Below are 14,487 nucleotides of genomic sequence, written 5' to 3' on the forward strand. Positions count from 1 at the left end.
GGCTTCCTCGCGATCGCAGTCGCGATCGGCCTGTCCGTTTGGCGGGCGCGAGAGGCGAAGAACGCCGAGACCTTCGGCTCAGCCCGCTGGGCGCGGCCGGATGAGGTGAAGGCGGTTGGGCTGCTTGGGTCCGACGGCGTCGTGCTCGGCAAGCTCGATTGCCATTACCTCCGCCATGATGGACCTGAGCACGTGCTGTGCTTTGCCCCGACACGCTCCGGCAAGGGCGTCGGTCTCGTCGTGCCGTCGCTGCTGACCTGGCCAGGCTCGGCGATCGTTCACGACATCAAGGGCGAGAACTGGCAGATCACCGCCGGCTTTCGTGCGCGGCACGGCCGCGTGCTGCTGTTCGACCCGACCAATCCGAAGTCGGCCGCCTACAATCCGCTGCTCGAAGTTCGTCGAGGCGAATGGGAGGTTCGCGACGTCCAGAACATCGCCGACATCCTGGTCGATCCGGAAGGCTCGCTCGAGAAGCGGAACCACTGGGAGAAGACCAGCCACGCGCTGCTCGTCGGCGCCATCCTCCATGTCCTCTATGCCGAAGAGGATAAGACGCTGGCTGGCGTTGCCGCCTTCCTCTCCGATCCTCGCCGACCGATCGAGGCGACGCTCGCCGCGATGATGAAGACGCCGCATCTGGGCGATGCCGGGCCGCACCCCGTCATTGCCAGCGCGGCGCGCGAACTCTTCAACAAGTCGGACAACGAGCGCTCCGGCGTCCTCTCCACCGCCATGTCGTTCCTCGGCCTCTACCGCGATCCGGTCGTGGCCGAGGTGACGCGGCGCTGCGACTGGCGCATCGCGGACATCGTCAGCGGTGCACAGCCGGTGACGCTCTACCTCGTCGTGCCGCCCTCCGACATCGCCCGCACCAAGCCGCTGATCCGCCTGATCCTCAACCAGATCGGCCGCAGGCTGACGGAGGATCTGCAAGCGAAGGGCAACCGACATCGGCTCTTGCTGATGCTGGACGAGTTTCCGGCGCTGGGGCGGCTCGACTTCTTCGAAAGCGCGCTCGCCTTCATGGCGGGCTATGGGCTGAAGGCCTTCCTCATCGCGCAGTCGCTGAACCAGATCGAGAAGGCCTATGGACCGAACAACTCGATCCTCGACAACTGCCATGTCCGGGTGAGCTTTGCGACCAACGACGAGCGCACCGCCAAACGCGTATCGGACGCCCTGGGTACCGCCACGGAGCTACGGGCGATGAAGAATTATGCCGGCCATCGGTTGTCGCCCTGGCTCGGCCATCTGATGGTGTCGCGTTCGGAGACGGCGCGGCCGCTGCTGACGCCCGGCGAGGTGATGCAACTGCCGCCGGCGGACGAGATGGTCATGGTGGCAGGCACACCGCCGATCCGGGCGAAGAAGGCGCGGTACTTCGAGGACGCGAGGTTTGCCGAGCGGGTGCTGCCGCCGCCGGTGCTGATCAAGCAGGACGCTTCGGCTGCCGACGATTGGAGCACATTGCCGATGCCGACCCAGCCGGCAAGCGCCGCAGAGACTGCCAACGGCGCCTCCGGCGACGATGAGGACCCCGCAGGCTCAGAGCGCCGCAAGCAGCCGGAGCTGGCCCGCGTCCAACCGATCGAACAACCGGCGATGCCGCCCACCAACGAATTCGATCTCGACTTCGATGCGGACGCTGATGACGACGCGGCGCGGATCGGCCGCGTCGACCGGCTGATGCAGGGCGTGGCGCGGCAGGTTTCGCTCGATCCCGCCGACGGCATGGATTTGTGAGGCGCCGATGAACAAGCCGCAAAAGAAGCAGCGCCTGTCGGTCTATCTCGATCCGCCGATCATGAAGGCTCTCGCCGAATATGCCGCCCGCCGCGACCATTCGCGGTCCCTCGTCGCCGAAGCGGCGATCGCCTCCTTCCTGTCCCCGGATGCTGCCGAGCGGCAGGAAGCGGCCACGACCAAGCGTCTCGACCAGCTTGATCGCCGGCTGACACGGATCGAGCGTGATCTCGGCATCTCGGTCGAGATGCTCGCCCTCTTCGTGCGCTTCTGGCTGATCTCCAATCCGCCGCTGCCAGAGACCACGCAGGCGGCCGCACGCGCTCAGGCCGGCGAACGCTACGATGCCTTCGTCGCGGCGCTCGGCCGACGGCTCGCCAAGGGCCCAAAGCTCAGGCAAGAGATCTCCGAGGATATCGATCCATAGCACAACGAGTGATAGGTCGTCGTCGTCCACACCCTCGCTGAACGCCACTTCGCCGATCGCCTGTCTTTCTTCGCCAGGCTACGACGGCTGTCCGGGACCTGTTGAACTCGTCCCTTTTCCGGTTCTCTTAATCGTCCCCGATCCGGAGCCGCCGTCGGCGGGCCGCCGGCAATGGGGACAAGATGGCGGTTTCTTCGCATCAGCATTCGGAGGCGGTCTCACGCGGGGCGCGCATGCTGCGCACGGCGCTGGGACCGGCGATTGCCGGATACCTGGAGGATCCGGGCGTCGTCGAGGTGATGCTGAACCCCGATGGCCGGCTCTGGATCGATCGGCTCGCCGAAGGGCTGGCCGAAACCGGCGAGAGACTCTCTGCGGCCGACGGCGAGCGGATCGTCCGGCTCGTCGCCCATCATGTCGGCGCAGAGGTTCATGCGGGCGCGCCGCGCGTTTCGGCCGAACTTCCGGAGACCGGTGAGCGGTTCGAGGGTTTGCTGCCGCCGGTCGTCGCCGCACCGGCCTTCGCCATTCGCAAGCCGGCGGTCGCCGTGTTCACACTGGAGGACTACGTTGCTGCCGGCATCATGAGCGCCGATCAGGCCGCGCAGCTGCGCCAGGCTGTCACCGAGCGGAAGAACATCCTTGTCGCCGGTGGCACTTCCACCGGCAAGACGACGCTCACCAACGCGCTGCTCGCCGAAGTCGCCCGCACCGCCGATCGCGTGGTGCTGATCGAGGATATGCGCGAGTTGCAGTGCGCCGCGCCAAACCTCGTCGCCTTGCGCACCAAGGACGGTGTCGCCTCGCTCTCCGATCTGGTGCGCTCATCGTTGCGCCTTCGGCCCGACCGCATACCCATCGGCGAAGTGCGGGGGCCGGAGGCGCTCGATCTCCTGAAGGCCTGGGGCACCGGCCATCCTGGAGGCATCGGCACCATTCATGCCGGCTCCGCCATCGGCGCGCTGCGGCGGCTGGAGCAGCTCATCCAGGAAGCCGTTGTCACCGTCCCGCGGGCGCTGATCGCCGAGACCATCGATCTCGTCGCCGTGCTCTCCGGCCGAGGATCCTCACGCCGCCTCGCCGAGCTTTCCCGCGTCGTCGGTCTCGACCGCCATGGCGACTACCGCATCACGCCCACCCTTCCGCCTCGCACCGGAGACCGCGCATGATCTCTCGCCCTCATTGCCTTCGCCGATCTCTTGGTCGGCGCATCACTGCAACAGCCGCGACCATCGGGGCAGCCAACATCGCCTTGGCCTCGGCCGCCCACGCTGCCGGCTCATCGATGCCGTGGGAGGAGCCGCTGGAGCAGATCCTCGAATCCATCGAGGGGCCGGTGGCGAAGATCGTCGCGGTGATCATCATCATCGTCACTGGCTTGTCGCTGGCCTTCGGCGACACCTCGGGCGGCTTTCGCCGGCTGATCCAGATCGTCTTCGGCCTGTCGATCGCCTTTGCCGCTTCGAGCTTCTTCCTGTCGTTCTTCTCCTTCGGCGGCGGAGCGCTGGTCTGATGGCCGCCTCTTTCACTTCCGCCGGCGAGGTCGCCGGCTTCAGCGTGGCCGTGCACCGCTCGCTGACCGAGCCGATCCTGCTTGGCGGCGCGCCACGCTCCATCGCCATCCTCAACGGCACGCTCGCCGCCGTCCTCGGGCTCGGCCTGCGCCTCTGGCTGGTTGGACTTGCCCTATGGGCGATCGGTCACTTCGCCGCCGTCTGGGCGGCGAGGCGCGATCCGCTGTTTGCCGATGCCGTGCGCCGGCATCTGCGCATTCCCGGCCACCTGGATCTCTGAGGAAGGCGCGCACAATGATGAACCTTGCCGAATACCGCCGCACCGCCACTCGGCTCGCCGACTTCCTGCCCTGGGCCGCCCTGGTCGAGGCCGGCGTCGTCCTCAACAAGGACGGCAGCCTGCAAAGGACCGCCCGGTTTCGCGGGCCTGACCTCGACAGCGCCGTGGAGGCCGAGCTGGTGGCGGTTGCCGCCCGGCTCAACAACGCCTTCCGCCGCCTCGGCTCCGGCTGGGCACTCTTCGTCGAGGCCGTTCGGCTCGGCGCGCAGCGCTATCCGGAAAGCACCTTTCCCGATCCGGCCTCGGCGCTGGTCGATGCCGAGCGCAAGGCCGAGTTCGAAGCCGAAGGCGCACATTACGAGTCGAGCTATTTTCTCACTTTCGTCTATCTGCCGCCGGCGGAGACGGCCGCGCGCACCGAGGGCTGGCTCTACGAGGGGAAGAGCGGCAAGGGCATCGACGCCCGCGAGGTCCTGCGCGGCTTCATCGACCGCACCGACCGTGTCCTGCAGCTCATCGAAAGCTTCATGCCTGAGTGCCAATGGCTCGATGATCACGAGACGCTCTCCTACCTCCACGCCACCATCTCGACCAAGCGCCAGCGCGTGCGCGTACCCGAGGTGCCGATGCACCTCGATGCGCTGCTCGCCGACCAGCCGCTCACCGGCGGCCTGGAGCCGATGCTGGGAATCGCGCATCTGCGCGTTCTCACCATCACCGGCTTTCCGACCGCCACCACGCCCGGCATTCTCGACGAGCTGAACCGGCTCGCCTTCGCCTATCGCTGGTCGACCCGCGCCATCCTCCTCGACAAGGTCGATGCCGTCCGGCTGCTGACCAAAATCCGCCGGCAGTGGTTCGCCAAGCGCAAATCCCTTGTGGCCATCCTCAAGGAGGTTCTGACCAACGAAGCCTCGGTGCTGGTCGACACGGACGCCGCCAACAAGACGGCCGATGCCGACCTCGCTTTGCAGGAACTGGGCGCCGACTATGCCGGGGCCGCCTTCGTCACCGCGACGGTCACCGTCTGGGACGAGGATCCCCGGATTGCCGAGGAGAAGTTGCGGCTGGTGGAGAAGGTTGTCCAGGGCCGCGACTTCACGGCGATGCCCGAGACGATCAACGCGGTCGATGCCTGGCTCGGCTCGCTGCCGGGCCATGTCTATGCTAATGTCCGCCAACCGCCGATCTCGACGCTGAACCTGGCCCACATGATCCCGCTCTCGGCGGTCTGGGCGGGACCAGACAAAGACGAGCATCTCGGCGCGCCGCCGATGCTCTTCGGGCAGACGGAGGGCTCGACGCCGTTCCGCCTGTCGCTCCATGTCGGCGATGTCGGCCACACGCTGGTGGTCGGGCCGACCGGCGCCGGCAAGAGCGTGCTGCTCGCGCTGATGGCGCTGCAGTTCCGCCGCTATCGAAACGCTCAGGTCTTCGCCTTCGACTTCGGCGGGAGTATTCGCGCCGCGGCGCTGGCCATGGGCGGCGACTGGCACGACCTCGGCGGCGGGCTGACCGAGAGTGCCTCTGTCTCTCTGCAGCCGCTGGCGCGCATTCCCGACACGCCCGAGCGCGCCTGGGCGGCCGACTGGATCGTCGCGATCCTCACGCGCGAGGGCATAGCCATCACCCCGGAGGTCAAGGAGCATCTCTGGACGGCACTGACCTCGCTCAGTACGGCGCCTATCACCGAGCGCACCATCACCGGGCTCTCCGTTCTCCTGCAGTCGAACGTCCTCAAGCGGGCCCTGCAGCCCTATTGTCTCGGTGGCGCCTATGGCCGGCTGCTCGATGCCGAGGCTGAGCATCTGGGCGAAGCGTCCGTTCAAGCGTTCGAGACCGAGGGCCTGATCGGCACCGGCGCGGCCTCGGCCGTGCTGGCCTATCTCTTCCACCGCATCGAGGATCGGCTCGACGGCTCACCGACACTTCTCATTATCGACGAAGGCTGGCTCGCCCTCGATGATGAGGGCTTTGCCGGCCAGATCCGCGAATGGCTGAAGACGTTGAGGAAGAAGAACGCCTCCGTCGTCTTCGCCACCCAGTCGCTCTCCGACATCGACGGCAGTCCGATCGCGCCGGCGATCATCGAGAGCTGCCACACCCGCATCCTGTTGCCGAACGAGCGGGCGATCGAGCCGCAGATCGCATCGATCTACCGCAAGTTTGGTCTCAACGATCGTCAGATCGAGATTTTGGCCCGCGCGACGCCGAAGCGCGACTACTACTGCCAGAGCCGGCGCGGCAACCGCCTGTTCGAGCTCGGCCTCGGCGAGATCGCGCTCGCCCTTTGCGCCGCCTCCGCCAAGACCGACCAGACCGAGATCGAGGATGTCCTCGCGCAATACGGCCCGGACGGCTTCCTTGCCGCCTGGCTGAAGCGCCGCGGCCTTGCCTGGGCCGCCGATCTCGCCAATCTGGAGATGCCGTCATGATCCCTCATGCTTTGCGTTGTCAGACGCTGGCTGCGGCGCTTATCGCTCCCGTTGCTCTGTCGCCGATGACCGTCACACCTGCTGCGGCCGCCTGGCTCGTCTTCGACCCGACGAACTACGCCCAGAACGTGCTGCAGGCGGCCCGGGCGCTGGAGCAGATCAACAACCAGATCACCTCGCTTCAGAACGAAGCGCAGATGCTGATCAACCAGGCGCGCAATCTGGCGAGCCTGCCATACTCCTCGCTGCAGCAGCTGCAGCAGTCGATCAGCCGCACCCGGCAGCTTCTCGATCAGGCCCAGAAGATCGCCTTCGACGTCGGCGAGATCGACCAGGCCTTTTCCTCCACCTATGGCGCGGCCTCGACTTCGACCTCCGATCAGGACCTGATCGCAGCCGCCAAGACTCGCTGGCAGAACACCGTGGCGGGGTTGCAGGACGCCATGCGCGTTCAGGCCGGCGTCGTCGGCAATCTCGACACCAACCGGACCCAGATGTCGGCGCTCGTTGGCGAGAGCCAGGGCGCGACCGGTGCCCTGCAGGCGACGCAGGCCGGCAACCAGCTCCTGGCGTTGCAGGCCCAGCAGCTCGCCGATCTCGTTGCTGTCGTTGCCGCGGACGGACGGGCCCACGCGCTGCAATCGGCCGAACAGGCGGCAGCCGCCGATCAGGGCCGCGAGCAGCGCCGACGGTTCCTGACGCCTGGCGCCGGCTATGAACCCGGCAGCGCGCAAATGTTCTACGGCGATTGAGATGCAGGCGGAGCACTTTGCCCGGCTCGCTGCCGGCGTCTTCGTGGCCGTCGCTCTGGCCGTCGCGGTGTTGGGTGGGGCCGGAAGGGAGGAGGAACCAGCGTCAGAGGCATCGGTGCCGAGCTCGGCCATCCCGGCCAATCCGCTGCGGGCGGAGATGATCCGCTGTGCCAGGATCGGCGAGGCCGCCATACACGATGCCGCCTGTCTCGAGACCTGGGCGGAGAACCGCCGCCGCTTTCTGTCGGCGAACGACGACTGGATCCGCGACCGCCTGCCGGTCCCGCCGCGGATAAAGCCGGAGGCCCGTTAGCGCCATGCAGGGCACCGGCGTCATCGACCACTTCCTCGAGGTCTTCACCCGCTATATCGATTCCGGCTTCGGCCTGCTCGGCGGCGAGGTTGCCTTCATCGCCACCACGCTGATCGTCATCGATGTGACGCTCGCCGCCCTCTTCTGGTCCTGGGGCGCCGATGACGACATCATCGCGCGCCTCGTCCGGAAGACTCTCTTCGTCGGCGTCTTCGCCTGGCTGATCTCCAACTGGAACAGCCTCGCCAGGATCATCTTCGAAAGCTTTGCCGGTCTCGGCCTGAAGGCGTCCGGCACCGGCTTTACCGCCGCCGACCTCTTGCGCCCCGGCAAGGTGGCGCAGACCGGTCTCGATGCGGGGCGCCCGCTGCTCGACTCGATCTCCGGCCTGATGGGCTATTGGTCGTTCTTCGAGAACTTCATCCAGATCGCCTGCATGTTCCTCGCCTGGGCGCTGGTGCTCTTCGCCTTCTTCATCCTCGCCGTCCAGCTCTTCGTCACCCTGATCGAGTTCAAGCTGACGACGCTCGCAGGCTTCGTGCTGATCCCCTTCGGGCTCTTCGGCAAGTCCGCCTTCATGGCCGAGCGGGTGCTCGGCAACGTCATCTCATCCGGCATCAAAGTGCTCGTCCTCGCAGTCATCATCGGCATCGGCTCGACGCTGTTCTCCGAGTTCACCGCCGGTTTTGGCGACGTCAATCCGACCATCGATCAGGCAATGGCGATCGTCCTCGCCGCGCTGTCGTTGCTCGGCCTCGGCATTTTCGGTCCCGGCATTGCCAACGGCCTCGTCTCGGGCGGGCCGCAACTCGGAGCGGGAGCCGCTATCGGCACGGGCCTTGCCGCCGGCGGGGCCATGGTCGCGGGAGGAGCGGCCATGGGTGCTGCCGCCTCCGGCGCCGGCAGCATGATCGGCGGCACAGCCGCCGCGGCCCGGGGCGGTGCCGCGGTCGCAGGCGGAGCGTCGACGGCGTATCGCCTTGGCGCAGGAGAGCAATCGGGTGCGGCTGGCGTCGCCTCGGGCGTTGCCGGCGTCGGCCGCGCTGCCGGACAGGCTGCACTCTCACCGCTCCGCCGCGCGGCATCCAGTGCAGCCGGCAGCCTGCGCTCCAGCTTTGCCGAAGGCGGCCGTTTCGTCACCGAGGGAAGCAGTGCAACCACAGCAGCCGGCAGCGTTGTCAGCGACAGTGCGGCTCCTTCGACCACGGCCGCCGATAGCCCGCCCGCCTGGGCCCAGCGCATGAAGCGCCACCAGGCGATGAGCCACGGCGTCACCCTGACCGCCCATTCCGTGCGCGCCGGCGACAGCCACGGCGCCGGCTCCTCCATCGATCTCTCCGAAGAGAAGCGCTGATGTTCAAGCGACCGGCCACCCATTACGGCAAGACGCCCGAGCCCGAGACGCCCTACCAAAAGGCTGCCCAGGTCTGGGACGAGCGCATCGGCTCGGCCCGTGTCCAGGCCAGGAACTGGCGACTGATGGCCTTTGGCTGCCTGATCCTCACCGCCGGCTTCGCCTCGGCCCTCGTCTGGCAGTCGGCGCGCGGCACCGTCGTGCCCTGGGTGGTCGAGGTCGACAGGCTCGGCGAAGCACAAACCGTTTCGCCAGCCACCGCCGACTATCGTCCAACCGATCCGCAGATCGCCTTCCACTTGGCCCGCTTCATCGAGAATGTCCGCTCGATCCCCGCCGATCCGGTCGTGCTGCGCCAGAACTGGCTCAGGGCCTACGACTTCACCGCCAGCAGCGGCGCGCAGGCTCTCAACGACTATGCCCGCGCCAACGACCCCTTTGCCAAGATCGGCAAGGAGCAGATCGCCGTCGACGTCTCCAGCGTCATCCGGGCCTCGCCCGAGTCGTTCCGCATCGCCTGGAGCGAGCGGCACTATCGGGACGGCTCCCTCGCCGAGACCTCACGCTGGACCGCCATCGTCACCGTCACGATCCATCCTCCGCACGAGGATGAGCGCCTGCGCAAGAACCCGCTTGGCATCCTCGTCACCGCCATCAACTGGTCGAAGGAGCTCGGGCAATGAGAAGCGCCAGCTGCAAACTGGCCAACGGCTATCGGGGTGTTCTCGCGGCGCTGTTGCTCTCCGCCTCGGCACTGGCTGGCTGCGCCACGGCGCAGAAGCCGCCGGCGATCGCCTATGACGACGACGCACCGCCTTTGCCGCCGGCACCACCTATCGCGCCGGACAAAACGCGCAAGCCGCTGCACGTGCCGCCGGCCTGGACGCCGAGCCATGGCGGGGCCAGCGACGCCAAGGATCCGCCCGCGCGAGTGGAACTTGCCAACGCCGCTGCCCGTGTCGAACCGCGCCGCGGCGGCTATTACAACGCCATCCAGATCTATCCCTACAGCGAAGGCGCACTCTACCAGGTCTACGCCGCGCCGGGAGAGATCACCGATATCGCGCTCGAGCCCGGCAAGATCCTCGCCGGCTCCGGCCCGATCGCCGCCGGCGACACTGCCCGCTGGATCATCGGCGACACCACAAGCGGCACCGGCGAGAGCGAGCAGACGCATGTGTTGGTGAAGCCGACACGGCCGGACATCGCCACCAATCTCGTCATCAACACCGACCGGCGCACCTATCTGATCGAGCTTTCCTCGCGCGAGAAGCCTTACATGCCGGCCGTCGCCTGGGCTTATCCGCGCTCGGCGGCAAAGCAGGTTGCAACGGCGCCCACCACGCCCGTTCTGCCGACGATGGCGATGCGGCGCTATCGCTATGCGCTCTCCGGCGACAGCCCGCCGTGGCGGCCTGTCACGGTCTATGACGATGGACGCCGGGTCTATGTCGAATTCCCGCGGGGCATTGTCCAGGGCGAGATGCCGCCGCTCTTCGTCACCGGGCCTGACGGCGAGCCGCAGCTCGCCAACACCCGCGTCTTCGGCAACGTCCTCATCGTCGACCGCCTGTTCGGCGCTGCGGAACTGCGCCTTGGCGGCAAGCATCAGCAGACCGTCCGCATTCTCCGGGTCGATGGGATCCGCAGCGAGGGCCGGGTCTGATGAGCGATCCGACCGACCGTCCCGCCGCGAACGACAGGGAGAGCTCGGCACAGGCGTTTCGCCTGCGTCCGGCCCCGCCGCGCGTGACTCGCCTGTCGCGCAAGGTTCTCACCACCCTCGGCCTCGGCGCGGGTCTCCTGGTCGGCGGCGCACTCGTCTACGCCCTGCAGGGGCAGCACCGTTCGAACGCGCCATCGGAGGCGCTGACCACCGATCGCCAGCCGACCCCGGACGGGCTGCGCAGTCTGCCGTCCGATTACACGCAGGTCCCGAAGCTCGGGCCCCCGCTGCCCGGCGATCTCGGACGTCCGATCGTTCGCGCCCGCGACGAGGGCAAGCCGGTGCCGGCCCCGGCCGTGCCCGGCGCGACCCGCGAGGAGCAGCGGCAGGCGCAGGAACAGGAGGCGGCCCTCACCAGTCGCCTGTTCGTCGCCCAGCAAGGGGGCCGTGGAGCAGCAGGAAGCGACGGAGGAGCAGCATCCGCGGCAGAGAATGCCGGCTTGCCGCTTGATCAGGATCGGCAGTTCGCCTTCGTCAACGCCCCGGCCGATCACCGCACCGTCTCGGCCGAGCGACTGGCCGCTCCCGCAAGCCCCTACGTCCTCCAGGCCGGTGCTGTCATTGCCGCCGCGCTCGTCACCGGCATCCGCTCCGATCTGCCCGGCCAGATCACCGCCCAGGTGACGGAGAACGTCTTCGACAGCCCCACCGGCCGCTTCCTGCTCATCCCCCAGGGAACGCGCCTGATCGGCACCTACGATCACGGTGTCGAGTTCGGCCAGCGGCGCATCCTGCTGGTCTGGAACCGGCTGATCCTGCCGAACGGCAAGTCGATCGTTCTCGAACGTCTGCCAGGTGCCGACACCCAAGGCTATGCCGGTCTCGAAGACGGCGTCGACCACCATTGGTGGGACCTCGCCAAGGCCGCCGGCCTCTCGACCCTCCTCGGCGTCGGCGCGGAGCTCGCGACCGACGATGACGATCGCCTCGTCCAGGCGATCCAGAACGGCGCTGAGGACACCGTCAACGACGCCGGCCAGGAAATCATCCGCCGCGAACTCGACGTCGCCCCGACGCTCACCATCCGCCCCGGCTTCCCCGTCCGCATCATCGTCACCCGCGATCTCGTGCTTGAGCCCTACGGCAGTTGATCCCACAGCCGCACGGCACTGCTGCGCCGATCGCAAAATCGGAAAGGCATACCCATGGTCAAGCTGAAGCTCGGTCCCCTGGCTGACGAGAAGCCCGTCAAGGTCACGCTGGAGCTTCCCGCCAGCCTACACCGCGACCTGGCCGCCTATGCCGAGATCCTCGCTCACGAGACCGGGCAGCCTGCCGCTGATCCCGTCCGCCTCATCGTCCCCATGCTCCAGCGCTTCATCGCAACCGATCGCGGATTTGCGAGGGCACGGAAGGTTAACCGTTAGGCGACGCGATGCGTCCAGTCGGAGCTTCCAGGCCGGACGCGGCCAGCGAGAACATGCGCCAGACTGATGAAGCGCCGCAGAGCAGGATTGTCGTTCTTCGGAGACCAAACAGCGCTCATCGGCATCATGTCCTCCGGATTCGTCAGCGGGCGCAGCACCACATTTGGCAGCTTTGCCGCAGCTACGGCCTCCGAGACCACGGTAATACCTTGACCCAGTCCGACGAGGTTCAGAAGTGTGCCGAGCCGCACTGCTTGAAATTCGATGCTTGGATATGTGCTGTAGTCGCTAGCTCGTCGGACAATGTAGTCGTGGACCTCCGGACCAGGCGGGAAATGGCTGACGATGAAACGCTCGCTGTGGAGATCGGACCAGTCGAGCCTCCTGCGGCTTGCCAAGCGATGATCTCGAGGCATCGCGAGATGAAGTCGCTCCTGCCACAGTTCTGCGGTTTCGCAGCCTCGCACGACGCTCGCACCGGTCAGAAATGCGATGTCTAAAGCGCGGGATCGAATGGCCGCGAGTTGATCGCGCCGGCTTGCATCATGAATGTCGACCGAAATAGCGGGCTGCTCCAGAGCGTGTGCGGCCAGGAGGCCTCGCAGAAAGCCGCCAGCCAGCGAAGTGAGAACACCAATTCTGAGCCTGCCGATCTCTCCACGCCCCGCCGCTGCGGCTGTCTTCCTTGCTCGCTCGATCTGAGCCAATGCGATAGCTACTTCGTTCTGGAAACATCTTCCTGCGTTCGTCAGGCGTACGCCAGAAGTCTTCCGCTCGAACAACGCCACGCCAAGATTATCTTCAAGATGTCGGATGGCGCGGCTTACACTCGATGGGCGTACGCCAAGAGCGCGAGCTGCTTCCCGAAAACTTCCGACCTTCGCTACCGAAAGAAGGAATATGAGATATTTTTCATTAAAAGATTCGCTGAAATTACTAGTCATTCTATTTTCCGCGACGATCATAGTGGTATAATGTATTTCTACAAAATAATTCTATTGCATATCTATTATAATTCCGTGTGATGATTATCAGAAAACATATAAATCATTGTTTCCGAAAAAATACAGTTATTATTTGACGAATCTGGATTCGCTAACCTCGTTCCAACTTCGTCGCCTGGCAGTGGCGGAGAGATTAGCGCCGCTGGCGGAAGGGAGTCATCTTGTACATTTTCAGAGGCCAAGAAGGGCTCCGTGATCGGGATTATAATGCATTTAGAAGGTTTCTAAATATAAATCCTAATTCTGGAAGTGCCAATCTAGCTCTAACCACCCGGCGGAAGCATAGCCGCAATCAACTGAGATTCGAAGCCGGCGGCCGATCGACGAGAATGGGGCGATAATCGAACCACTGCTGCCAAAGCCGAGTGGACACGGAAGGTCGCCGAAGCAGCTCATGCGGGAGATCGTGAACGCCATCTCCAGTCTGCTACGTGAGCGGCATTGCGTCTCGTCATCCACCTCCGCAAGTCCGAGAATGCTGTCCATGATGCCCGCCACATTGGCCAAAACGTCGATCTTCCCATCTGTCGCGGTCATCACCGCGTCGACATTTGCGGGATTAGTCAGGTCGGCGGCGACAGGTACGATCTTGTTACCTGCGTTAGCCTGCACTTCAGCAATTAGGGAAGAAGGGTGATCGGACCTCGGATCGATGCCGACCACCTACGAATTCATTATCGACGGACCGGTTTCACGGCCGGATCTGCGCAGCAGAATCAAGGCGCAATTTCTCTTCGCCTCTTTATCGATAGAACCGATGGCTGTATTGCGTCAATTGAAGCGATACGACACTTTCGCCCAGACCGTATGGAAGTCCAGATCGCTGCTGCTCTTGAAGTCGACGTCCCCGGCACCGCCGTCGACATCGAAGTCGTGGTCGCCGAGGTTGGTATAGAGATATTCGACACCGAGCGACAGGTTCGGTGTGGCGAGGAACTCAACACCGCCGCCGACCGTATAGCCAAAGTCGTCGCTGTCGCTGTGAACGTCGTATCCGGCATCTTCGAGAGCGCTCGCAGCCGAATCATCGACGTTGGCATAGGCCAGTCCACCGGTGCCATAGATAAGCGCCCGGTCCCACGCCACGCCGGCCTTCAGGCGCGCCGTGCCAAGAAAGTTGATCTCCTGACCTGCGGTGACCGAACCGATGGTTGTACCTGCATTGTTCGTGACGTCGTACGTCCGGCTCGTATCTGCGTCCATGTAGCTGAGATCGAGCAGGGCGCCGAAGACAAAGTTGTCCACCTGGTAGTCATAGCCGACATGGACGCCGCCGATGAACCCGGCATCGTCGTCACCAGAGTCGTAAACGTCGCCGCCGAAGGCGGCACCGGCCTGGCCGCCGACATAAAAGCCCGTCCAGCTATAGGTGGGCGCGACGACCACCGGAGCCGGAGCCGGCGGCTCGTCGTAGACGAGATCGGCAGCCAGCGCTGGTGTCACAATAACGGTGGAAGCAAGAAGCAAAGCGATGCGTTTCATGTCTATTACTCCATCAGTCGCCGCAGCGACGCTTGTTCCCGTGAAGACGTCCCGCCGAGAGACCCGAAGGCAGGTCGGAGCCGCAAA

The 14,487-nt window shown here is 65.5% G+C and carries 16 protein-coding genes; 13 read left to right on the forward strand and 3 right to left on the reverse strand.

Annotated features, from left to right (window positions below; translation table 11 throughout):
* From B5D38_RS11165 to B5D38_RS11225, 13 genes are all read left to right on the forward strand, one after another.
* On the forward strand, window positions 1–1,746 hold a 1,746-nt coding region (locus B5D38_RS11165; protein WP_078708513.1), incomplete at its 5' end, for a conjugal transfer protein TraG.
* Between the two features lie 7 nt (window positions 1,747–1,753).
* Window positions 1,754–2,173, forward strand: coding sequence for a ribbon-helix-helix domain-containing protein (locus tag B5D38_RS11170; RefSeq protein ID WP_078708514.1), 420 nt, complete (start codon window positions 1,754–1,756; stop codon window positions 2,171–2,173).
* A 182-nt stretch (window positions 2,174–2,355) separates the two neighbouring features.
* On the forward strand, window positions 2,356–3,342 hold the full coding sequence (trbB, locus tag B5D38_RS11175; protein ID WP_078708515.1) for a P-type conjugative transfer ATPase TrbB: 987 nt from the start codon (window positions 2,356–2,358) through the stop codon (window positions 3,340–3,342).
* The gene (locus B5D38_RS11180) at window positions 3,339–3,686 is read left to right on the forward strand and encodes a TrbC/VirB2 family type IV secretion system protein (protein WP_078708516.1); all 348 of its coding nucleotides are present in this window, start codon (window positions 3,339–3,341) and stop codon (window positions 3,684–3,686) included. Before trbB ends, B5D38_RS11180 begins: the two co-directional genes overlap by 4 nt.
* On the forward strand, window positions 3,686–3,967 hold the full coding sequence (locus B5D38_RS11185) for a VirB3 family type IV secretion system protein (protein WP_078708517.1): 282 nt from the start codon (window positions 3,686–3,688) through the stop codon (window positions 3,965–3,967). Before B5D38_RS11180 ends, B5D38_RS11185 begins: the two co-directional genes overlap by 1 nt.
* 14 nt (window positions 3,968–3,981) lie before the next feature.
* A complete protein-coding gene (gene trbE, locus B5D38_RS11190; RefSeq protein ID WP_078708518.1) occupies window positions 3,982–6,402 on the forward strand; it encodes a conjugal transfer protein TrbE in 2,421 nt (806 codons plus the stop codon).
* Complete coding sequence (gene trbJ, locus B5D38_RS11195; RefSeq protein ID WP_078708519.1) at window positions 6,399–7,154, forward strand: P-type conjugative transfer protein TrbJ; 756 nt, start codon at window positions 6,399–6,401, stop codon at window positions 7,152–7,154. The genes trbE and trbJ overlap by 4 nt, the downstream gene beginning before the upstream one ends.
* Before the next feature lies 1 nt (window position 7,155).
* Window positions 7,156–7,467 (forward strand): putative entry exclusion protein TrbK-alt, encoded by a 312-nt coding sequence (gene trbK-alt, locus B5D38_RS11200; protein WP_078708520.1) that lies wholly within the window; start codon window positions 7,156–7,158, stop codon window positions 7,465–7,467.
* A 4-nt stretch (window positions 7,468–7,471) separates the two neighbouring features.
* Entirely contained in the window at window positions 7,472–8,821 is a 1,350-nt protein-coding gene (gene trbL / locus B5D38_RS11205; protein ID WP_078708521.1) for a P-type conjugative transfer protein TrbL, read from the forward strand.
* Window positions 8,821–9,504 (forward strand): conjugal transfer protein TrbF, encoded by a 684-nt coding sequence (gene trbF, locus B5D38_RS11210; RefSeq protein ID WP_078708522.1) that lies wholly within the window; start codon window positions 8,821–8,823, stop codon window positions 9,502–9,504. Before trbL ends, trbF begins: the two co-directional genes overlap by 1 nt.
* The gene (gene trbG, locus B5D38_RS11215) at window positions 9,501–10,487 is read left to right on the forward strand and encodes a P-type conjugative transfer protein TrbG (RefSeq protein WP_078708523.1); all 987 of its coding nucleotides are present in this window, start codon (window positions 9,501–9,503) and stop codon (window positions 10,485–10,487) included. The genes trbF and trbG overlap by 4 nt, the downstream gene beginning before the upstream one ends.
* Window positions 10,487–11,638, forward strand: a complete 1,152-nt coding sequence (locus tag B5D38_RS11220) for a TraB/TrbI/VirB10 family type IV secretion system protein (RefSeq protein ID WP_078708524.1) — start codon at window positions 10,487–10,489, stop codon at window positions 11,636–11,638. The genes trbG and B5D38_RS11220 overlap by 1 nt, the downstream gene beginning before the upstream one ends.
* Window positions 11,639–11,692: 54 nt before the next feature.
* On the forward strand, window positions 11,693–11,914 hold the full coding sequence (locus B5D38_RS11225; RefSeq protein WP_078708525.1) for a DUF2274 domain-containing protein: 222 nt from the start codon (window positions 11,693–11,695) through the stop codon (window positions 11,912–11,914).
* Here B5D38_RS11225 and B5D38_RS11230 read toward each other — a convergent pair.
* The 3 genes from B5D38_RS11230 to B5D38_RS11240 form a co-directional block, all read right to left on the reverse strand.
* Complete coding sequence (locus tag B5D38_RS11230) at window positions 11,911–12,858, reverse strand: LysR family transcriptional regulator (RefSeq protein ID WP_116002688.1); 948 nt, start codon at window positions 12,856–12,858, stop codon at window positions 11,911–11,913. The two genes, B5D38_RS11225 and B5D38_RS11230, sit on opposite strands and share 4 nt — an antisense overlap.
* Before the next feature lie 297 nt (window positions 12,859–13,155).
* A complete protein-coding gene (locus tag B5D38_RS11235) occupies window positions 13,156–13,581 on the reverse strand; it encodes a hypothetical protein (protein WP_078708527.1) in 426 nt (141 codons plus the stop codon).
* A 108-nt stretch (window positions 13,582–13,689) separates the two neighbouring features.
* Window positions 13,690–14,400, reverse strand: a complete 711-nt coding sequence (locus B5D38_RS11240; protein WP_078708528.1) for an outer membrane protein — start codon at window positions 14,398–14,400, stop codon at window positions 13,690–13,692.
* Between the last annotated feature and the right edge of the window lie 87 nt (window positions 14,401–14,487).

The organism is Consotaella salsifontis, assembly GCF_900167365.1.
Taxonomy (GTDB): domain Bacteria; phylum Pseudomonadota; class Alphaproteobacteria; order Rhizobiales; family Rhizobiaceae; genus Consotaella; species Consotaella salsifontis.